Annotated in this window: 22 protein-coding genes; 9 read left to right on the top strand and 13 right to left on the bottom strand. The window is 73.1% G+C overall.

Going from position 1 to position 19,232, the window contains the following annotated elements:
* Positions 1-23 precede the first annotated feature (23 nt).
* Together ACQPZP_RS10345 and ACQPZP_RS10340 are read left to right on the top strand one after the other, a co-directional pair.
* Complete coding sequence (locus ACQPZP_RS10345) at positions 24-1,322, top strand: magnesium transporter MgtE N-terminal domain-containing protein (protein WP_433477411.1); 1,299 nt, start codon at positions 24-26, stop codon at positions 1,320-1,322.
* A complete protein-coding gene (locus ACQPZP_RS10340) occupies positions 1,319-1,816 on the top strand; it encodes a DUF1003 domain-containing protein (protein WP_433477410.1) in 498 nt (165 codons plus the stop codon). The genes ACQPZP_RS10345 and ACQPZP_RS10340 overlap by 4 nt, the downstream gene beginning before the upstream one ends.
* Here ACQPZP_RS10340 and ACQPZP_RS10335 read toward each other — a convergent pair.
* Positions 1,813-2,271 carry a MarR family winged helix-turn-helix transcriptional regulator gene (locus ACQPZP_RS10335; RefSeq protein ID WP_433477409.1) on the bottom strand — a complete coding sequence of 153 codons (459 nt, stop codon included), beginning with the start codon at positions 2,269-2,271 and terminating at the stop codon, positions 1,813-1,815. The two genes, ACQPZP_RS10340 and ACQPZP_RS10335, sit on opposite strands and share 4 nt — an antisense overlap.
* Positions 2,272-2,381: 110 nt before the next feature.
* Here ACQPZP_RS10335 and ACQPZP_RS10330 point away from each other — a divergent pair, with 110 nt between their 5' ends.
* The gene (locus tag ACQPZP_RS10330) at positions 2,382-3,521 is read left to right on the top strand and encodes an Mrp/NBP35 family ATP-binding protein (protein WP_433477408.1); all 1,140 of its coding nucleotides are present in this window, start codon (positions 2,382-2,384) and stop codon (positions 3,519-3,521) included.
* A gap of 56 nt (positions 3,522-3,577) precedes the next feature.
* Here ACQPZP_RS10330 and ACQPZP_RS10325 read toward each other — a convergent pair whose 3' ends face one another.
* The 5 genes from ACQPZP_RS10325 to sigE all read right to left on the bottom strand — a co-directional run bounded on the left by ACQPZP_RS10325 (position 3,578) and on the right by sigE (position 8,575).
* On the bottom strand, positions 3,578-3,928 hold the full coding sequence (locus ACQPZP_RS10325; RefSeq protein WP_433477407.1) for a sec-independent translocase: 351 nt from the start codon (positions 3,926-3,928) through the stop codon (positions 3,578-3,580).
* A 132-nt stretch (positions 3,929-4,060) separates the two neighbouring features.
* Positions 4,061-5,863: a trypsin-like peptidase domain-containing protein gene (locus ACQPZP_RS10320; RefSeq protein WP_433477406.1), complete on the bottom strand. Its 1,803-nt coding sequence runs from the start codon at positions 5,861-5,863 to the stop codon at positions 4,061-4,063.
* 103 nt (positions 5,864-5,966) lie between these two features.
* Positions 5,967-7,121: a sigma-E factor regulatory protein RseB domain-containing protein gene (locus tag ACQPZP_RS10315; RefSeq protein ID WP_433477405.1), complete on the bottom strand. Its 1,155-nt coding sequence runs from the start codon at positions 7,119-7,121 to the stop codon at positions 5,967-5,969.
* Complete coding sequence (locus ACQPZP_RS10310) at positions 7,118-7,759, bottom strand: zf-HC2 domain-containing protein (protein WP_433477404.1); 642 nt, start codon at positions 7,757-7,759, stop codon at positions 7,118-7,120. The genes ACQPZP_RS10315 and ACQPZP_RS10310 overlap by 4 nt, the downstream gene beginning before the upstream one ends.
* A gap of 63 nt (positions 7,760-7,822) precedes the next feature.
* Entirely contained in the window at positions 7,823-8,575 is a 753-nt protein-coding gene (sigE, locus tag ACQPZP_RS10305) for an RNA polymerase sigma factor SigE (RefSeq protein WP_433477403.1), read from the bottom strand.
* A gap of 171 nt (positions 8,576-8,746) precedes the next feature.
* Here sigE and ACQPZP_RS10300 point away from each other — a divergent pair, with 171 nt between their 5' ends.
* Both ACQPZP_RS10300 and ACQPZP_RS10295 read left to right on the top strand, forming a co-directional pair.
* Complete coding sequence (locus tag ACQPZP_RS10300) at positions 8,747-9,406, top strand: O-methyltransferase (RefSeq protein ID WP_433477402.1); 660 nt, start codon at positions 8,747-8,749, stop codon at positions 9,404-9,406.
* 9 nt (positions 9,407-9,415) lie between these two features.
* Entirely contained in the window at positions 9,416-10,021 is a 606-nt protein-coding gene (locus tag ACQPZP_RS10295; RefSeq protein ID WP_433477401.1) for a hypothetical protein, read from the top strand.
* On the opposite strand, the gene ACQPZP_RS10290 is transcribed toward ACQPZP_RS10295, so the two are convergent.
* Together ACQPZP_RS10290 and ACQPZP_RS10285 are read right to left on the bottom strand one after the other, a co-directional pair.
* Positions 10,022-11,482, bottom strand: a complete 1,461-nt coding sequence (locus ACQPZP_RS10290) for a leucyl aminopeptidase (protein WP_433477400.1) — start codon at positions 11,480-11,482, stop codon at positions 10,022-10,024.
* Positions 11,483-11,588: 106 nt separating this feature from the next.
* Positions 11,589-11,756, bottom strand: a complete 168-nt coding sequence (locus ACQPZP_RS10285) for a DUF3117 domain-containing protein (RefSeq protein WP_083980698.1) — start codon at positions 11,754-11,756, stop codon at positions 11,589-11,591.
* Positions 11,757-12,016: 260 nt separating this feature from the next.
* Between ACQPZP_RS10285 and ACQPZP_RS10280 the strand changes: the two genes are divergently transcribed.
* The 3 genes from ACQPZP_RS10280 to ACQPZP_RS10270 all read left to right on the top strand — a co-directional run bounded on the left by ACQPZP_RS10280 (position 12,017) and on the right by ACQPZP_RS10270 (position 14,450).
* The gene (locus tag ACQPZP_RS10280) at positions 12,017-12,802 is read left to right on the top strand and encodes an enoyl-CoA hydratase-related protein (protein WP_433477399.1); all 786 of its coding nucleotides are present in this window, start codon (positions 12,017-12,019) and stop codon (positions 12,800-12,802) included.
* A gap of 206 nt (positions 12,803-13,008) precedes the next feature.
* On the top strand, positions 13,009-13,674 hold the full coding sequence (locus ACQPZP_RS10275; protein ID WP_433477398.1) for an ABC transporter ATP-binding protein: 666 nt from the start codon (positions 13,009-13,011) through the stop codon (positions 13,672-13,674).
* A gap of 5 nt (positions 13,675-13,679) precedes the next feature.
* Complete coding sequence (locus ACQPZP_RS10270; protein WP_433477397.1) at positions 13,680-14,450, top strand: hypothetical protein; 771 nt, start codon at positions 13,680-13,682, stop codon at positions 14,448-14,450.
* Positions 14,451-14,498: 48 nt separating this feature from the next.
* On the opposite strand, the gene ACQPZP_RS10265 is transcribed toward ACQPZP_RS10270, so the two are convergent.
* A complete protein-coding gene (locus tag ACQPZP_RS10265) occupies positions 14,499-15,695 on the bottom strand; it encodes an RNA-guided endonuclease InsQ/TnpB family protein (RefSeq protein WP_433477396.1) in 1,197 nt (398 codons plus the stop codon).
* A 108-nt stretch (positions 15,696-15,803) separates the two neighbouring features.
* On the opposite strand from ACQPZP_RS10265, the gene ACQPZP_RS10260 reads away from it, so the two are divergent.
* Positions 15,804-16,226, top strand: coding sequence for an ABC transporter permease (locus ACQPZP_RS10260; protein WP_433477395.1), 423 nt, complete (start codon positions 15,804-15,806; stop codon positions 16,224-16,226).
* Here the strand turns inward: ACQPZP_RS10260 and ACQPZP_RS10255 are convergent, their stop codons facing one another.
* The 4 genes from ACQPZP_RS10255 to ACQPZP_RS10240 form a co-directional block, all read right to left on the bottom strand.
* Positions 16,227-16,802, bottom strand: a complete 576-nt coding sequence (locus tag ACQPZP_RS10255; RefSeq protein WP_433477394.1) for a DNA-3-methyladenine glycosylase I — start codon at positions 16,800-16,802, stop codon at positions 16,227-16,229.
* A gap of 14 nt (positions 16,803-16,816) precedes the next feature.
* On the bottom strand, positions 16,817-17,245 hold the full coding sequence (locus ACQPZP_RS10250; protein WP_433477393.1) for an SRPBCC family protein: 429 nt from the start codon (positions 17,243-17,245) through the stop codon (positions 16,817-16,819).
* The gene (locus tag ACQPZP_RS10245; protein ID WP_433477392.1) at positions 17,242-17,673 is read right to left on the bottom strand and encodes a hypothetical protein; all 432 of its coding nucleotides are present in this window, start codon (positions 17,671-17,673) and stop codon (positions 17,242-17,244) included. The genes ACQPZP_RS10250 and ACQPZP_RS10245 overlap by 4 nt, the downstream gene beginning before the upstream one ends.
* Before the next feature lie 193 nt (positions 17,674-17,866).
* Complete coding sequence (locus ACQPZP_RS10240; protein ID WP_433477391.1) at positions 17,867-19,183, bottom strand: alkaline phosphatase PhoX; 1,317 nt, start codon at positions 19,181-19,183, stop codon at positions 17,867-17,869.
* Positions 19,184-19,232: the final 49 nt, after the last annotated feature.

Here is a 19,232-nt window from a genome sequence, read left to right as displayed (position 1 = left end):
AGATCATGGGTAGTGTCCTGGCCATGAGCGGAGCTCCGACACGGGTGTTCATCGCCCGGCTCGCGGGCATCGCGGTCTTCGACCCGGCGGGCGACCAGGTCGGCCGGGTGCGCGATGTCGTGGTCGCGCTGCGCCTGGCGCCGCGGCCGCCGCGGGTGCTCGGGCTGGTGGTGGAGGTCGCGTCCCGCCGCGCGGTGTTCCTGCCGATCACCCGCGTGACGGTGATCGAGGCGGACGCGGTCATCTTCGACGGGCGGCTGAACGTGCGCCGGTTCCAGAAACGCGAGTCGGAGACCCTGGTCATCGCCGAGATGCTGGACCGGACGGTCCGGTTCCGCGACGACGGCGAGCAGGTCTCCGTCCTGGACGTGGCGATGGAGCCGACCCGGACCCGCGACTGGCATGTCACCAAGGTCGCCGTCCGCCGCCGCACCGGCCGGGGCCTGCGCAAACGCGGGGAGAGCCTGGTCGTGGACTGGGACGCCGTGGAGGGGTTCTCCGCCGTCGAGCACGGGCAGGGCGCCGCCGGGCTGATCGCCGCGTTCGAGCGGATGAAGCCCGCCGACCTCGCCAACATCGTGCACGAGCTGCCCGAGAAGCGCCGCACCGAGGTCGCGGTCGCGCTGGACGACGAGCGGCTCGCGGACGTCCTGGAGGAGCTGCCCGAGGACGACCAGGTCGAGATCCTCGGCAAGCTCGGCGTGGACCGGGCCGCCGACGTCCTGGAGGCCATGGGCCCGGACGACGCCGCCGACCTGCTCGGGGAGCTGCCGACCGAGCAGCGGGAGCGGCTGCTGACGCTGATGGAGCCGCAGGACGCGGCGCCGGTGCGGCGGCTGCTCACCTACGCCGACCAGTCGGCGGGCGGGCTGATGACGACCGATCCGGTGATCGTCGCGCCGGACGCGACGGTCGCCGAGGCGCTCGCGCTGATCCGCAACCCCGACCTGAACCCGGCGCTGGCCGCGCAGGTGTACGTGTGCCGGCCGCCGACCGCGACGCCGACCGGCCGGTACCTCGGCACCGTGCACTTCCAGCGGCTGCTGCGGGAGCCGCCGCCGACGCTGGTCAGCGGGATCGTGGACGCCGAGCTGGACCCGCTGCGGCCCACCATGTCGCTGGAGGCCGTCGCGATGTTCCTGGCCACCTACAACCTGGTCGCGGGCGCCGTCGTGGACGAGACCGGACATCTGCTCGGCTCGGTGACGATCGACGACGTCCTCGACCACCTGCTGCCCGAGGACTGGCGGGAGACCGCGATGGAAGCGAGCACCGAGGGGTCCGCCGATCCCGAGGAAGAGGCTCTCCGGGGGACGACATGATGACGACACGCCAGCTGACCTCGCGCCTCGACCAGCCGCGGGAGCTCCGCCGGACGCTCCTGCCGCGCCCGCACTACGATCCCGAGTCGTTCGGGCGGCTGTCGGAACAGATCGCGCGGTTCCTCGGGACGGCCAGGTTCATCGTCTACATGACCGTGTTCGTCGCCGTGTGGATCGTGTGGAACCTGTTCGCGCCGCCGGCGTTGAAATTCGACCCGTACCCGTTCATCTTCCTGACGCTGATGCTGTCGCTGCAGGCGTCCTACGCGGCGCCGCTGATCCTGCTGGCCCAGAACCGGCAGGACGACCGGGACCGCGTCCAGTACGAGCAGGACCGGGCCCGCAACGACCGGAGCATCGCCGACACCGAGTACCTCACGCGGGAGATCGCCGGGCTGCGGGTCGGGCTGAGCGAGGTCGTGACCCGCGATTTCCTGCGCTCGGAGCTCCAGCAGATCCTCAGGGAGCTGGACGCCAAGGAGCCGATCCCCTAGAGGGGAGCCCGCTCGTCGGCGAGCTTGTCCAGGATGTGCCGGAGGGTGCGGATGTCGGGCTCGTCCAGCCTGCTCAGCACGTAGTCGCGGACGCCCTGCCGGTACGTGGGGGTGGCCTCGGCGAGCCGGTCCCGGCCCGGGCCCGTCAGGACGGCGAACAGCCCGCGGGCGTCGCTCGGGCAGGACTGCCTGATCACCAGCCCGTCCCGCTGCAGCCGGTCGACGAGCCTGGTCAGCCCGCTGCGGGACAGCAGCACGCGGTCGGCCAGGTCGTTCATCCGCAGCCGCCCGTCCGGTGCCTCGCCGAGGTGCATGAGCACGTCGTAGGAGCCGAGCGCGAGGTCGTGGCGGGCCAGCAGGTCGGCCTGCAGCCGGCGGGAGATCTGCGCCTCGGCGCGCAGCATCGTCCGCCATGCGATCAGCTCGGCGGCGGCCGAGAGGGTACCGCTTGTCACGGACCGATGGTACGGCCGGGCGGCCGCCCGGCGCGATGGGGACGCACACGGCGTGTGAGGACGGACACCCTGATTGGCGAGCATCGCCTCGGGGTTCGTACCATGGACGCATGGCCTCCCAGTTGACGACCGAGCGGGTGAACGCCGCGCTTGCCACGGTGCTCGATCCTGAGATCCGCAAGCCCATCACCGAGCTCGACATGGTCAAGAGCGTCGACATCGACGCGGACGGCACCGTCCGCGTCGGCGTCTACCTGACCGTGGCCGGATGTCCGATGAAGGACACCATCACCAAGAACGTCACGGAGGCCGTCGCCAAGCTCGACGGGGTGTCCTCGGTGCGCGTCGACCTCGACGTGATGAGCGAGGAGCAGCGCAAGGAGCTGCAGACAAAGCTCCGCGGCGGGCAGCCCGCCAAGGAGATCCCGTTCGCCCGGCCGAACTCGCTGACCAAGGTGTACGCGGTGGCGAGCGGCAAGGGCGGCGTCGGCAAGTCGTCGGTGACGGTGAACCTGGCCGCCGCGCTGGCCGCGCAGGGCCGCAAGGTCGGGGTCGTGGACGCCGACATCTACGGCCACTCGGTGCCGCGGATGCTGGGCGTGGACAGCCCGCCCACCAAGGTCGAAGACATGATCATGCCGCCGTCCGCGCACGACGTGAAGGTGATCTCGGTCGGCATGTTCACCGCCGGGAACCAGCCGGTCGTGTGGCGCGGGCCGATGCTGCACCGGGCGCTCCAGCAGTTCCTCGCGGACGTCTACTGGGGCGACCTCGACATCCTGCTGATGGACCTGCCGCCCGGCACCGGCGACATCGCGATCTCCGTCGCGCAGCTGCTGCCGTCCGCGGAGATCCTCGTCGTCACCACGCCGCAGCAGGCCGCCGCCGAGGTGGCCGAGCGGGCCGGCGCGATCGCCGCGCAGACCCACCAGCAGGTCGTCGGTGTGATCGAGAACATGTCCTACCTGACCTGCCCGCACTGCGGTGAGCAGCAGCACATCTTCGGCGAGGGCGGCGGCCGGACGGTCGCGGACGCGCTGACGAAGACGCTCGGGACCCGCGTCCCGATGCTCGGCCAGGTGCAGATCGATCCGCGCCTGCGCGAGGGCGGCGACAACGGCGTCCCCCTGGTGCTCTCCGACCCGGACGCCGGCGCCGCCAAGGAACTCCGCACCATCGCCGACAAACTCGGCGGCCGCTCCCGAGGCCTGGCCGGCATGTCCCTGGGCATCAGCCCCAAGGGCCGGTAACACACGACGGACAAGGCCCCGCCGGACGCGTCCGGCGGGGCCTTCTCACATCTCGATCAGGTCGCCTCGTTGTCGTACGGGGGCTTTTCGCCGTGGTCCAGGTCGGCGGCCGTGGTGGCGTATGAGGGCTCGTCGTCGAAGAGACCGGAGTCGTTCTTCAGGAAGGTGTCGTCGTCCTCAAGCAGGTGCTTGCGGACGAACGTCTTCGGGTTCAGGTCGTTGAGGTCGAAGTCCTTGAACTCGGGCCCGAGCCCTTCCTGCAGGTCGGCCTTGGCGGTGTTGGCCATCTCGCGGAACTGCCGCAGCATGCGGCCGGCCTGCCCGGCGACCTGCGGCAGTTTGTCCCCGAAGATGACCAGGGCGAGGACGACGAGCACCGCCATCTCACCGAGTCCGACGTCGAACAACCCGTCCTCCACACAGCCAAGGGGACCGGCCCTGCGGCGGGCCGGTCCCTTTAGCGTATCCCCAGCCCGGATGAACCAGGACTGAACATTCGTGCCCTTCGTACGGGGACGCCCCCCGCGCCTCGGGCCGGTCTAGTCGGCGCCGAGCGTGACCTCGGCCGTGCTCTCCTTGCCGCCCCGCTGGTAGGTGATCTTGACGCGGTCGCCGGGGGCGCGGCTGCGGATCTGCGCGATCAGGTCGGTGGCGTCCTCGATCGGCTTGTCGTCGACCTTGGTGATCACGTCGCCGGGCTTCAGGCCGGCCTTGTCGGCCGGGCCGCCCTTGGTCACCGGGTCCTGCCCGTTGACCGGCTGCGGCATGATCCGGGCGCCGCCCTCCTGGTAGCGCGGGTCGGGCAGCACGCCGAGCTTGGCCTGCTTCACGGTCCCGCTCCGGATGATCTCCTCGGCGACCCGCTTGCCCTGGTTGATCGGGATCGCGAAGCCGAGGCCGATGCTGCCGCTCTGCTGCTCGCCGCCGAGCGACTGGCCGCCGAGCGTGGCGATCGCGGTGTTGATGCCGATCACGCGGCCCTTGGCGTCCACCAGCGGGCCGCCCGAGTTGCCGGGGTTGATCGCGGCGTCGGTCTGGATGGCGTTGAGGTAGGACGCGTCGGCGCCGCCCTCGCCCTGCGTCGGCACGGCCCGGTTCAGCGAGCTGACGATGCCGGTCGTGACCGAGCCCTGCAGGCCGAGCGGCGAGCCGATCGCGATCACCGGGTCGCCGACGGCGATGGCGCTGGAGTCGCCGACGGCCAGCGGGGGCAGCGAGTGCTGGCCCTCGGGCTTCAGCACGGCCACGTCCGAGCTCGGGTCGGCGCCCTTGACTGTGGCGGGCAGCGTCTTCTTGTCGTTGAAGACGATCTGGATCTGCCCGGAACCGCCGGTGCCCGCGACGACGTGGTTGTTGGTGATGACGTAGCCGCCGTTGACGATGAAGCCGGTGCCGCCCACCTCGCCCTGCGAGGACTGGACGCGGATCATCACGACGCTCGGCAGCACCCGCTGCGCGACGCCCGCGACCGAGTCGGGCGGGCGGTTCTGCACCTTGGTGTCGTTGCTGTCGCTGCCGCCGAGGCTGACCGAGCCGCCATTGTCGTCGCCGGTCGCGATGACGCCGATCCCGGCGCCGACGGCGCCGGCGACGAGCGCGACGATCAGCGCGACGACGGCGAGGAGCCCGAGGCCCGGGCCGCCGCGCGACGACGGCGGGAGCGCCGGGACGGGCGCCCAGTTGGGCCCGGCGCCGCCGGGCGGCATCCCGAAACCGGCCATGGGCCGGGGACCGCCCGGCGGCGGCGGGCCCGGCGGCGCGGGCGGCGGGCCCATCGGCGGGCGGCCGGGCGCGGGCGGCGGCGGGCCCTGGTGGGAGTGCTGCGGCCAGCCCCCGTACGGGGCCCCCTGCGCGGCCCGCGGGTCCTGGTTGTGCGGGACGAACCCGGGGCGGTGACGGTCGTCGGGGGTGTCCACCGGCGGCTTGTCGAGCTGGACGGGCGGCGGGGGCTGCGGCATGTCGTGCGACGCGACCTCCTGCAGCGGCAGCTCCTGCGGCCCCATGTCGGTGCCGGACAGTACGTCCTCGCTGGTGTCGGGCGGGCCGCCGAGCGAGTCCGGCGGCGCGAATCCCCCGGCCACCAGGCGGTCCCCGTCCTCGCCCGGGTCGCGGGCGGGCTCCGGCTCGGCCTCGTCGGCGGCATCCGGCTCGGGGTCGTCGACCGCGTCGGCCGGGGAGCCCTGCCCGGGCTCGGGGTCGTCCGCCGGCTGCTCCAGGGGGATCTCCCGATCGGTCACCGTCTCGGGAGGAGCCGCCGCCTCCTGCCGCTCAGGCTCCTGGCCGGAGGCGACCTCGTCGTCCTCCGACGGCGCCCCGCTCGGGCCGCGGTTGTCTTCCGTCATCCCCATCTCTCCTACCGAGCATGGTCCTCGTTATCCGTGCTCATGCTGCCCCGTAAGGCATGTGGCGAGCATAAGACCAAATGCCAATTACTCTCATCTCGCCTTAATCGAAAGGATTCGCCTTCGATGCGAGGCGGCGGGCACCCCGGGACAGCCTGGTCCAGAACGGGGCGGAGTCGCGCGGCATGCTCACCGCCACCGCCACGGCCGTGCTCTGCGGCGCGTCCGTCACGACGGTGTAGACGTAGCCGTTCCCGGCGGACACCGCCCAGTGCCGCAGGGACTCGCGGCGGAACACCGTCCGGCCCCTGCGGACGGTCTTCTGCCAGCCCGTCAGACCGCGTTCGTCCAGGCTGCCGCGCTGCACGAACACCGAGACGGCGGCGAGGCCGTCGGAGTAGCTGAGGTGAAGGGCGCCGCCGCCGCTCTCCCGACGGGCGTCGTAGAGGGCGAGCCGGCCCGGCAGGCCCTCGGGAACGGGCCAGCCCCGGTGGCGGAGACCGGCGAGGACGGTCCGGTCGAGCGCCTCTCCCCACGGGCTCACGGTGTCCTGGACGCCGGCGTTCTCGACGGGCCCGTCCGCACTGGACCCGGGGAAGCGGGACGGCCCCCCGCGCGGCCGGGCCAGCGTGACCGGCTCCGCCGCCGGTGTGAAGCTGATCTCGGTGAAGCCGGTGGCGATCACCGGGCGGCCGGTGGCGTCGATCAGCTCGCGGTGCAGCATCAGCCCGGTCTCGCGGTCGATCCAGAAACGCCCGGCGGGGCTTCCGTCCGCCCGGCGCGCCTCCACGACGCGGGCGGACCGGCCGCAGACCGACGCGTCCGCGGCGCGGACCACCGAGTAGTTGCGGGTCAGCAGCGTCAGCGTCGCGGGGGTGAAGCCGGTCGTGTCGCCGGCGGCGGAGTCGGCGCGGTACGCCTCCCCGGTCGTCCCGGACCGGTACCGGACGCCCCCGCCGGGCGTGTGCGAGACGGCGACGCGCGACGTGACGGCCCGGCCGCGGTTCCGGGTGGTGAGGAACCGCCGGCCCTCGTAGGGGACGCGGCGGGCCGCGTCGGCGGCGGCGCGCAGCAGGCCGACGGCGCCCGGATCGCTGCGGGCGCCGCGCGCGGCGGCGGGGTCGCCGGGAAGCGCGCCCGCCAGCGCGAGAGCGCCCGCGAGCCCGCCGGCCAGCACCGCGCTGCGCCGGGCGCGCCGATCGGCGGGGCCGTCCCCGGAGGGCCTCCGGGGGCGGCCCGGCGCGGTCGGCGCGGTCACGGCCCCGGGGAGACCTGGACCTGGTTGACCGGGTCGGTGAGCGGGTCCGTCATCGGCGCGTCACCGGACGTGAGCGCGTGCTCGACGGCGAACCGGTCGAACGCGGGGGTGACGGCCGGGGCGTCCTGCCGCCCGCCCGCGACGTAGGAGGCGGTGCCGAGGCCTAGGAACAGGGTGGCGGCGCCCACGACCAGGTAGCGGCGCCGGGGCTGCGCGCCGATGGCGGCGGCGTGCCCGGCCGGGCGGGTGTCGCGCGGGCGCCCGGCGGAAGCGGGCCGGACGGGGCGCGTCGATGATCGAAGGGGCCGGGACGGGCGCCGCGCCGGGGTTCCGGTGGGCGCGGCGGACTCCGGCGGTGCGCCGCCGGACGCGGACGAGGAGGCGGACTCGGCGGGAAGGCCCGTGGACGCGGGCAGGGAACGCAGCCGGCTCAGGAAGTCGCCGGACGGGAGGTCGTCGGTGCCGTCCGAGGCGGGCATCCCGGACAGCCCCCGCAGCCGTCCCTTGAGCCGGCGCATCTGGTCCGCCTCGTCCCGGCAGCGGGCGCATCCCGCGAGATGGGCGAGGGCGCGTTCGCGCTCCTCATGCCCCAGCTCACCGTCGACCAGAGCGGTCAGACGCTCCCCCAGACAACTCACGCCGCCTCCGTCGGTTCCGTTCGGTCAGGCGCGCGGTCCCGCCCGCGCGCGGCAAGTACGGCTTTACACGCCCTCCGGCAGCGGCCTGACGCCGCCCGCCGCGTGCCGCTCCCGAGGCGCCCCGTCCAGGACCTCCGCATCGCGTGCGGCCCCCTCGTCCTCGGCGAGCGCGGTCTGGTAGTCGTTCCGGGTCCCCGGCCGGCGCCGGGTGGGCGCCCGGTGCTCCAGCGCGGCCCGCAGCTGCGCCCGCCCCCGGTGGATGCGGCTGCGCACGGTGCCGAGCTTGACCCCGAGGGTCGCGGAGATCTCCTCGTAGGACAGGCCCTCGATGTCGCACAGCACGACGGCCGCGCGGTACTCGGGGGCCAGCGCGTCGAGCGCGGCCTGGACGTCGGCGTCGAAGTTGCTGTCGTCGAACGCCTGCGCCGGGGTCGGCTCGCGGCCCTGGAGGCGCTCGGCGGCGTCGTCGGCGAGCCCCTCGAAGCGGATGCGCTGGCGGCGCCGCGCCATGTCGAGGAAGAGGTTCGTGGTGATGCGGTGCAACCAGCCCTCGAACGTCCCCGGCGTGTAGTTCGAAAGCGAACGGAACACGCGGACGAAGACCTCCTGCGTGAGGTCCTCGGCGTCGTGCTGGTTACCGGTGAGGCGGTAGGCGAGCCGGTAGACGCGGGCCGAATGCTCGCGGACGACCTCGTCCCAGGACGGCGGTGCCCACTCGGCCTCGGGGGCGTTCTCGCGGGTGCGAGCGGCGTTCCCGAGCCCCTGCCTGGGGCCGACCCCCACAGCGCTTCTGAAACTGAGTGCTGCGACTCCCATGGTGCCGGGCTGTTCCTCTCTCGTGAGCCAAGGCTCTCGCCTTGGAACGGCACGGTCTCGCCTGGGCTGGGGCGGTTCTGGACCGACTCGGTGCTTGCGCTTGCGCTGGTTACAACGCGCTGAAACTCCAGTTGGTTCCCTGTCAACGATATGGTCTTTCCAGCATGAGCCATGCGGGGGTCCCGCGAGGAGGCAGCCATCGACGCCATTGAGGCCACCCGGGCCTATGTGGAGGATTTCCTCCCCGAAGACGAGCCGCTCCTGGACGCCAGGCGCCGCGGCACGGAGGTCGGCGCGATGCCGATCGGCCCGGCCGGCGGCGCGGCGCTGCGGTTCCTCGCGACGCTGATCGGTGCCCGGACGGTCGTGGAGGTCGGCTCCGGGTGCGGCGTGTCCGGAGTCTGGCTGATGCGCGGCATGCCGAGGGACGGGGTGCTGACGAGCGTCGACATCGAGCCGGAGAACCAGCGGCTGGCGAAGCAGGCGTACCGGGAGGCGGGCCTGTCCGGCTTCCGCACCCGGATGATCATCGGGCCGGCGCTGGAGGTGCTGCCGCGGCTCACCGACGGCGCCTACGACATGGTGTTCTGCGACGCGGCGAAGCGGGAGTACCCCGAGTACCTGACGGACGCGCTGCGGCTGCTGCGGCCGGGCGGCGTCGTCGCGTTCGACAACGCGCTGTGGCACGACCGGGTCGCCGACCCCGCCCGGCGCGACCCCGAGACCGAGGCGATCCGCGAGGTGCACCGGATGATCCGCGAGGACGACCGGCTCGTCCCCCTGCTGATCCCGGTCGGCGACGGCCTGATCTGCGCCGTGAAACGCGGCTGACCCCTCCCCATGGACGTGACCGGGACGCGCGAGGTCTTCGCGGTGCGGAACCGGGTCACGTGGCGCGGGATCTGGCAGCTGGCGGCGTTCGTGATCCTTTTCCTGGCGTCGGTGGCGTTCATCGCGGGCGGGGTGCTGCGCGGCGCCGGCGTGGGCAGCGTCGCGATCATGATTCTCGGGGTGGCCGGGCTCGTGCTGTTCGGCGCGGGCCTGCTCGTGTCGGCCGGCGGGATGCTGGCGCGCCGTCCCGTCCTGGAGTTGGACGGCGACGGGGTGCGGCGCCCGGCGCGGTGGCCGCTGCCCCGGCGGGCAGGCCGGACGCTGGCCTGGGACGACGTGGCGGCGATCACGGCGCTGCGGCGCGGCGTCGGCGGTACCCGCAGGGGCGAGCAGGACTATGTCGTGTTCCTGCCGACGCCGGAGCTGGCGGAGCTGGCCCGCACGTCGGAGCGGCCGCCGCTGGTGGCGCTGACGATGCGGGACGTGCCGTCCACGGCCGCGGCGGTGCCGTGGTGCTTCGCGGTCGAGGCGGGCTGGGACGCGACGCTCCCGGAGATCGTCAAGCAGGCCAGGCGGCGCCGCCGCGTCCCGGTGATCGACCGCCGGACGAAGTGATCAGGGGGTCAGCCAGTCCAGCAGCAGGCGCGCGCCGAAGCCGGTGGCGCCGCGGGTGATCTCGGCGTCCTCGGCGGTGGAGCGGCCCGGACCGGCGATGTCGAGGTGCGCCCAGGTCCGGTCGCCGGCGAACTCGCGCAGGAACAGCGCCGCGGTGATGGATCCGCCGCCGTAGCCGCCGCGGCCGATGTTGTTGATGTCGGCGAGGTCGGAGTCGATCGCGGCGCGGTAGTCCTCCACGAGCGGGAGCCGCCACACGGGCTCGCCCGCCGCCGTCCCGGACCGGGTGAGCGCGGCGGCGAGGGCGTCGTCGTTGGAGAACAGCGCTGCGTGCCGCAGGCCGAGGGCGACCTTCGCGGCGCCGGTCAGGGTGGCGACGTCCACGACCACGTCCGGGTCGAGTTCGGCGTCGGCGTACGCGAGGGCGTCGGCGAGCACGAGACGCCCCTCGGCGTCGGTGTTCAGCACCTCCGAGGTCGTCCCGCCGAAGTGGGTGATCACGTCGCCGGGCCGCATCGCCGACCCGGACGGCATGTTCTCCGCCGCGGCGACAAGGCCGGTGACGCGGGCTCGGACGCCGAGACCGCGCAGCGCGCTCATGACGGCGATGACCGCGCCGCCGCCCGCCATGTCGGTCTTCATCGTCTTCATGTTGTCGTTCGGCTTCAGCGACAGGCCGCCGCTGTCGAACGTGATGCCCTTGCCGACGAGCACCACGTGCCGCCCGTCCGGCTCCTCGGGGTCGTAGGAGAGCTCGATCAGCCTGGGCGGCCGAGACGACCCGCCGCCGACGGCCAGCAGCCCACCGAAACCCTCGTCCACCAGCTCCTTCTCGCCGCGCACGCGGACGGTGAGGCCGGCCTCGGCGGCGACCCGTTCGGCCTGTGCGGCGAGCCACGACGGGTCCTTCTCCCGGGCCGGGGTGTTGGCGAGGTCACGGGCGAGCGCGGTGGCCGTGGCCCGCGCGGTGCCGAGCTCGATCGCCGGGGCGTCGGACTCGGGCCCGGCCTCGGTCAGCACGGCGAAGGTGCCGAGCGCCTTCCGGGCGGGCGCGGCGCCGATCTTGAACTCGTAGCAGGCGAGCAGCGCGCCCTCGACGAAGGCGGCGAGGTCGCCGTCCGGCACGCCCGCGACCAGCGCCGTCCGCCCCCTGCCGCGGCGGGCCAACGCGGCGCCGGCCCTGCGCAGGTCGGCCGGGGCCGCATCGCCCACCCCGTAGAGCAGCAGTTCGCGGACCCGGTCACCGACGCGCACCTGGGCGGCCGTGATCTCCCCGGGCTCGCCCTTCGCCTTGTGCAGCTCCAGCAGTTCGTCCAGCGTGAACGGCAGCGATGCCGCCACCTCGGCCGCCGGGGCGACCGGCCCCGAGCGGACCGGAACCGCCACCACCTCGGCCCCGAGGTCGACCGCGGTCTGCGACACGGTGCCGCCGGCGCCGTGCACGCGGGTCTCGATGGGCATGGCGGTAGGTCCCCCCTGATCGGTGACGCTGTCTTCTACGGGAAATGGCAAGGGCCCCGGCGGCATCGCCGGGACCGTCACCAACAGGCCGGAAGCGGCCGGGGCGTCAGCCCACGACGTCCTTGAGGGCCTCGCCGAGCTCCTTGGCCTCGTCCGCGGAGAGTTCGACCACGAGGCGGCCGCCGCCTTCCAGAGGGACCCGCATGACGATCCCGCGTCCCTCCTTGGTCACTTCGAGCGGACCGTCTCCCGTCCGCGGCTTCATCGCCGCCATGCGTGCATCCCCTTCCTGCGTAGGGCCGCGGCCTCGCGCACCTCTGGCCGCGTGGCCGCGTGTCGCATCCGCGTCATCAGTAGTGGTCCATTATCTCGTCTTCCGGGCGCGAAGTGGTAACGATCAGCCTCCAGATCAGCAGACCGTGCGCAGGAAGACCCGCCCGGCGGGGGCGGCGCGGGCGGGCCGGGGCTTGCCCGCCGCGTCCGGGTTCGTCGATGGTTGCCGGGGAAGATCTGTCCAGGACCGGGAGGACGACGATGTCTGAGACCGTGCTTTACGACGTGAGCGACGGTGTGGGAACGATCACACTGAACCGTCCCGACGGGATGAACTCGCTGACCGCCGAGATGAAGGAGGCGCTGCGCGCGGCGGTCGTGCGCGCCGCCGCCGACCCGGCCGTCCGCGCGGTCGTCCTGACCGGTGCCGGACGCGCCTTCTGCGCGGGTCAGGACCTCCGGGAGCACGGCGACAACCTCGCCGCGGGCAAGGGCCTGGACGACACCGTCCGCAGGCACTACAACCCGATCGTGCTGGCGATCGCGGGGATGCGGAAGCCGGTGGTGGCGGCGGTGAACGGCGTGGCGGCGGGCGCGGGCGCGTCGCTGGCGTTCGCGTGCGACCTGGTCGTCGCGTCCGACAGGGCCCGCTTCGCGACCGCGTTCACCGGCATCGGCCTCGCCCCCGACAGCGGCATGTCGTGGACGCTGCAGCGCCTCGTCGGCCGCGCCAAGGCCGCCGAACTGCTGCTCCTCGGCGAACCGGTCAAGGCGCCGGAGGCCCTGGAGATGGGCCTGGTGACGCGGGTCGTCCCGGCGGACGAGCTGGCTCCGGCGTCGGTGGAGCTGGCGCGGCGCCTCGCGTCCGGCCCGACGGTCTCTTACGGCGCGGTCAAGGCGGCGCTCGACTTCGCGGCGACGCACGACCTGGCGTCCGCCCTCGAACGGGAGGCCGAACTCCAGGACGAGTGCGAGAAGACCAGCGACCACCACAACGCCACCGAGGCGTTCCTGAAGAAGCAGCAGCCGACGTTCGAGGGTCGTTAGCAGGTCTACCTCGGGCCTTCCGTCGGGTGGAGGTAGGGCCTTCCCCCGCATGGGGTGGGGAGTCCGCGCCAATGTGGGCGAGGGGTCCGCGGCGGTTTGCTGGACGGCATGACGCAGACGACCGCCGCACCCCCTGCCGGGCAGGTTCACGACCATGTCGCCGTGGCGCGCGACGTGGTGAAGTCGTACGGGACGGGCACGGCGCGGTGACCGCGCTGCGCGGTGTGTCCGCGGCCTTCCCGCGGGGCCGGTTCACCGCGATCATGGGCCCGTCCGGTTCCGGGAAGTCGACGTTCCTGCACTGCCTGGCCGGGCTGGACACCGTCTCGTCCGGCTCGGTGCTGATCGGGGACGTCGACATCACCAAGCTGTCCCGGACGCGGCTGACGAAGCTGCGCCGCGACCGGCTCGGGTTCGTGTTCCAGTCGTTCAACCTGCTGCCGATGCTGACGGCGGAGGAGAACATCCGGCTGACCGGGCGGCTCGGGAACCGGCGGGCCGACCGCGAGTGGTTCGCCACGATCGTGGACGCGCTCGGGCTGCGGGAGCGGCTGGCGCACCGTCCGGCCGAGCTGTCGGGCGGGCAGCAGCAGCGGGTCGCGGTGGCGCGGGCGCTGCTGACCCGGCCGGAGGTCCTGTTCGCGGACGAGCCGACCGGCAACCTCGACTCCCGGTCGGGCGCCGAGGTGCTCGGGTTCCTGCGCACCGCCGTGGACGCCTACCGGCAGACGGTGATCATGGTGACGCACGATCCGGGGGCCGCCGCGCACGCCGACCGGGTGCTGTTCCTGGCCGACGGGGCGATCGTGCATGAACTGCTCCAGCCCACGATCGACCGGGTGCACGCCGTGATGCGCCGGATGGAGGGCTGACCGGCATGTGGCTGATCGCGCGCCGCTCCTTCGCCGAGGGCTGGATGCGGCTGGCCGCCACCCTGCTGGCCGCCGTCTTCTCGATCGGGCTGATCGCGGGCTCCCTGCAGTTCACGCTGCGGGCGCAGGAGGCGGTGTCGGGCAGCGACGCCAGCGAGTACTCCCGCGCGGACGTGCTCGTCCAGGGCGGGTCGGCCGACCCCGACGACCCGTACTCGCCGCCGGACGGCCGGGTCGCGCTCGCCGAGGTGGCGGGACGTCCCGGTGTCGCCGGGGTGGCGGGGGACGCGATGGTCCCGGTGACCGCGACCGGTTCCGCCGGCAGGACGATCCTGCCGCCGGCCGGGGCCCGGACGACGCTGCGGCCATGGACGTCCGACGACCGCCTCAACCCATACCACCTGGAGTCGGGCAGCGCGCCCGCCGCCGACGGCGAGGTCGCGGTCACCCGGCACGTCGCCCGCGCGGGGAAGCTGGACGTCGGCGACCCGCTGCAGGTGATGCTCCCGAAGCAGAGCCGGAAGATGCGGATCGTCGGGATCGTCACCGTGCAGGGGCACAGCGCCGTGGCGAGCGGGGACCTGCTGCTGGCACCGCCGGAGACCGTCCGGCGGGCGGCCGGGCTCCCGGCGGGGACGTGGCAGGGCGTCTGGGTGAGATCGGCGGGCGTCCCGCCTGCGGAGCTGCGCGGCGACCTGGCCCGCGACCTCGGCAAGGACGTGACCGTCCGGACGGCGGCGGGCGTCCGGGTGGTCTGGACAGGTCCGGTTACTTGACATCCTCCCCCTCGTGGATGTGAGTGCGGGGATACCAACAGCGACCAACTACCCAGTGAGGGGCAGGTCGTGTTGGGGTTCACGGTTCGTCGGCCCGCCCAGCGGCGGACCTCCCCGTGCAGCGACCGCATGCCCTGCGGCCGTATCGCGTATGTTCATTGCCGCGTTCACGTCGGCGTTGACCCGGAACCCGCAGGCCACGCACGAGAAGACCGCTTGGCTCTTGCGGCTCTCCCCGGCGACATGCTTGCAGGTGCTACAGGTCCGCGAGGTGTTACGCGGATCGATCTTCACCACGCGGCCGGGCGCCTTGTGCTCCAGCCGCCGCACCAGGCCGCCCCACCCGGCTGCGAGGATGCCCCGGTTCAGCCCGGCCTTCTGCCCAACGTTGCGGCCCGGCGCCTCCACTGTCCCGCGCGCCGAGCGGGTCATGCCTCTGATGTTGAGGTCTTCGACGGCGATCACGTCGAACCGGCGGGCCAGATCGGTGGAGGTCTTCTCGATCCAGTCGTTGCGGCGGTCGGTCTCACGGGCTTTCAGCCGGGCGATCGCGGCCTTGATTCTGGCCCGCCGCTTCGACCCGGGCCGGGCGCGGGCGAGTTTGCGCAGCAGCCGTCCCAGCCGGGCCCGCTCGGTCTCCCGCAGCCCGGGTACCTGCAGCAGGTCACCAGTCGACAACGCCGCACTGACCGCCACGCCCCGGTCCACCCCCACCGCCTCGCCCGTGCCGGGTGCGGGGATGGGGTCGGGGAGGGCGGCGAACGCCACATGCCAGCGTCCTGCCCGGTCCCGGGTGACGCGGTAGGACTTGGCGGCATCGGGGACGGGCCGGGACCAGCGGAACCGCACCCACCCCACCTTGGGGATCTTCACCTGACCCACCCGCCGCGATACCCGCCGTACGTCGCCGGGTTTGACCGCCACGATCCGGAACCCCTCATGGCGTCCGGCCTTGCGCCAGGTGGGGCGGCGGTGGGTACCGGCGAAGAAGTTGCTCATGGCCTGGTGGAAGTCCTTGAGCGCCTGCTGCTGCACCGTCACCGACCCGCCGCGCAGCCACCCGTACTCCGCCCGCGCCCGGGTGAGCTGGCGGCACTGCTCGGCGAACCCCGGCGCCGACCCGCGCCCCGGCCGCCACCACGCATGCTGCTCCACGGCCAGGTTCCACACGAACCGGGCATACCCGCAATGCTCCAGCAACGCCCGTTCCTGCGCGGGCGTCGGCTGCAGACGGTAGCGGGACATGCCCGGAAAGCTACCGGCCGCCACCGACAAAACCCGCAGAACATTGTGCAGCACCGTGCCGCGCCTCCTCCCGCCCTGAAGGACAGGACTCCACGCTGAAGGCAACAGGTGAAGACGGCGTCCAGCGCGATGACGAAGGGCATGCGGGTCATCTACGGCTTCATCGGGATGGCGCTCGTCCTCGCCCTCTTCGGCATGGCGACCACCGTCTCGATGAGCGTCGGCGAGCGGACCCGCGAGTTCGGGCTGCTCGGCGCGGTCGGCGCGACGGTGGCGCAGATCCGCTCGATCGTCCGCTGGGAGGCCGCGACGGTCGTGCTGCTGGGCAGCCTGCTCGGCATCGGCACGGCCCTCGGCACCGTCTTCCTGATGCACATGGCCACGGGCAGCTCGTTCCTGGCGCCGAACCCGCCGTGGTGGCTGTTCGCGGCGGTCGTCGCCGGCGCCGCCGCCGTCACCCTCGCGACGTCCGCCCTCCCGGCCCGCAGGGCCGCCGCGGTCCCCGTCCTCGAAGCCGCCAAAGCCGAGTAATCACCTGTACGCGTGGTGGCGGTGGCATCCGGTGAGGTGGTCGTCGACCAGGCCGCAGGCTTGCATGAGGGCGTAGGCGGTGGTGGGGCCCACGAAGCGGAAGCCCTGCTTCTTGAGGTGCTTGGCGAGGGCCTTGGAGGCGTCGGTGGAAGCGGGGACGTCGGCCATGTCGGTGTAGGCCGGGGAGTCGGGGTCGGCGTAGCGCCAGACGGTCTCGGCGAGGCCGCCGGAGAGGTCGAGGGACGCGCGGGCGTTGGCGATGGCGGCGTCGATCTTGGCGCGGTTGCGGACGATCGCGGCGTCGCCCATCAGGCGGCCGACGTCGTCCGGGCCGAACGCGGCGACCTTCTCGGGGTCGAAGCCGCAGAACGCGGCCCGGAAGCCCTCGCGTTTGCGCAGGATCGTCAGCCACGACAGCCCCGACTGGAACGCCTCCAGGCACAGCCGCTCGTAAAGGCCCTGGTCGTCGCGGACCGGCCGGCCCCACTCCTCGTCGTGGTAGGCGACGTAGTCGGGCGCCGACAGGCCCCACGGGCAGCGGGCCAGCCCGTCCTCGCCCAGAATCGCGGTGCTCACCCGGCCGTTCTACCTCACGCCTGCGACAGAACGGCCAGCCGGCGGAGCCCGACGGTCATGAACGCCTTCACTACCGGTCCCGCGACCAGCCATCCGGCGCGCCCGAGCGGGCCGAGCGGCAGGTCGACGCGCTCCGCCCAGACGACGCGGCTGCCCGTCCCCGCGGGGACGATCTTGAAGAACGCCTCGCCGCGCACCACCCGGCCGGTGTGCCGGACGGCGACGCGGCGCCCCTCCCGCCAGTCGGTGATCACCATGGTGTCGAGGAGGCCGACCGGGCCGATCCCCGTCCACGCCTTCAGCTCGTCGCCGGTCTTGTCGCCGCCTTCGGCGTGGGTGAACGGCATCCACTCGGCGTGTCGCGGCCAGTCGGTCAGGACCTCGAAGACACGCTCGGGCGGGGCCTGCGAGAGCGCCTCGGCGTGCACGGCGACCTGGCTCACTGCTGCTGTTCCTCCGTCGCGGTCTCCGGCTCCGCGGTGTCCTTGCCGAGCAGTACCCCGTTCGCCGAGGGCTCCTCGATGCCGTGCAGCGCGCCGACCGGGCGGGCCGACTCCCCCTCGCCGATGCGGCGGCGCAGGTCGCGCAGCTGCCGTTCCAGCTCGGCCACGCGGTCGTCACGCTCGTGCAGGGCTTCGGTGAGGCGGTCGACGGCCTCGTCCGTCACCTGCATCTGGTAGCCCCAGATGGTCGCGGGGAACCGGAACCGGGAGCCCACCCGGCCGAGGATCGGCCGTCCCCGGGCGTCCTCCCGGAGCGGCGCGTAGTCGGGATGGGTCCCGGCCAGCTCGCCGCCCCTGCCCATGGCGAGGACGACGACGGCGCCCAGCACGGCCACGCCGGCCAGGACGAGAACCACGACCACGATCACGCTCCGATCTCACGGCACCCCATAGGGGAGACGAATCCCAGTCCCCGATCGTGCCACGCCTGGCGGCATGGGTCGCAAGAGCGGGCGGTCCTTTCGCGGGACGCGCCGTCGGGCACGGGCACCATGGGCGCGAACATGGACGCGGGCGCGGCGCCCCCGGCGGGCCGTGCGGAACGGCCCGCCGGGGTTCCGCCTAGCCGCGGAGCTGGTGCCAGGGACCGGTGATGGCGAACGTCGCGCCCGGGTCGGACTGGCGGTTCGCGAACAGGATGCGCCCGTCCGGGGAGAACGTGACGCCGGTGAACTCGCTTTCGTTGAGGGCGTTGCGCGCCATCGCGAACGGCTTGTTCTTACGGGTGGTGCCGATGAGGTACTGCTCGCCGTCGCCGTCCTCGGCCAGGATCACGCCGCCGCCGTACGGGGAGACGGTGATGTTGTCGGGGCCGTCGAAACGCCCGCCCGGCTTGAAGATGAGCTGGAGCTCGATCTCGTTCTTGTGCGGGTCGTACGTCCAGACCTGCCCGGCGTGGTCGGCCGCGCCGCCGTCGGCCTTCTTGGAGTAGCTGCAGACGAAGTACGCCTTGCCGTGGCCCCACCAGGCGCCTTCGAGCTTCTGGCTCCGGGTGATCGTGTCGAACTGCTTGCGGACGGACGTCGACTTCGCCGACGGGTCCGGGACCTCCACCCACTGGGCGCGCAGCCGCGTCCCGGGCTCCTGCACGGCCGACAGGTCGGGGACGCCGGAGACGTTGAGGGCCTCCAGCTTCCCGCCCGCCATGTAGGCGTGGTAGCCGCCGCGGTGGGCGCGGGGACGGAACCGGTAGAACAGCCCGAACGGCTTGGCGGCGTCCTCGGTCAGGTACGCGGTGAGGGTGTGCGGGTCGACGGCGACGGCCTCGTGCGCGAACCGGCCGAGCCCCGTCAGCGGAACCGGCTCGGTGCGCCGGCCCTCCGGGTCGACCTCGAACACCCAGCCGTGGCTCTTGGTCTCGCCGGTGAACCCCTCGGTCTCCTCGCAGGTCAGCCAGGTCCCCCAGGGGGTGCGGCCGCCCGCGCAGTTCGTGGACGTCCCGGCGAGGCTGACGTACTGCGACAGCAGGTTGCCGCGGCTGTCGACCTCCAGCGTGGTGGTGCCGCCGTTGGCCGCCGGGTCGTAGGTCAGCTTGGCTGGCGCCACGGCGCGGGTGCCGTTGTTGCTCTGCTCGTGGTTGCGGACCAGCCGGGTGCGGCCGTGCCTGCTGCCGGGGAACGTGGCCGTCCCGTCGTGGTGCCCCGGGACGACGACGCCGTCGGAGATGGGATCGCCCTCGACCGACAGCGTCTTGTAAGAGAAACCCTTGGGCAGGTCCAGGACGCCCTTGGGGTCGGGAATGAGCGGGCCGTAGCCGTACGCCTCCCCTGTTTCGGCGCCCGCGGAGGTCTGGAAGATTCCGTCCAGGCTTCCGGCGAGTGCGATGGACAGCGCGCCGGCCGCGCCGCCCTTGACGACTCCGCGACGGGTCACGGACATGGGCACTCCTTCACGTGAGGGGATCACGCGGGAGCCTGGTCGCCGCCCC

It is taken from the genome of Spirillospora sp. CA-142024 (assembly GCF_050942325.1).
Lineage (GTDB): Bacteria > Actinomycetota > Actinomycetes > Streptosporangiales > Streptosporangiaceae > Spirillospora.
This window is presented reverse-complemented; position numbering and strand designations above follow the sequence as displayed.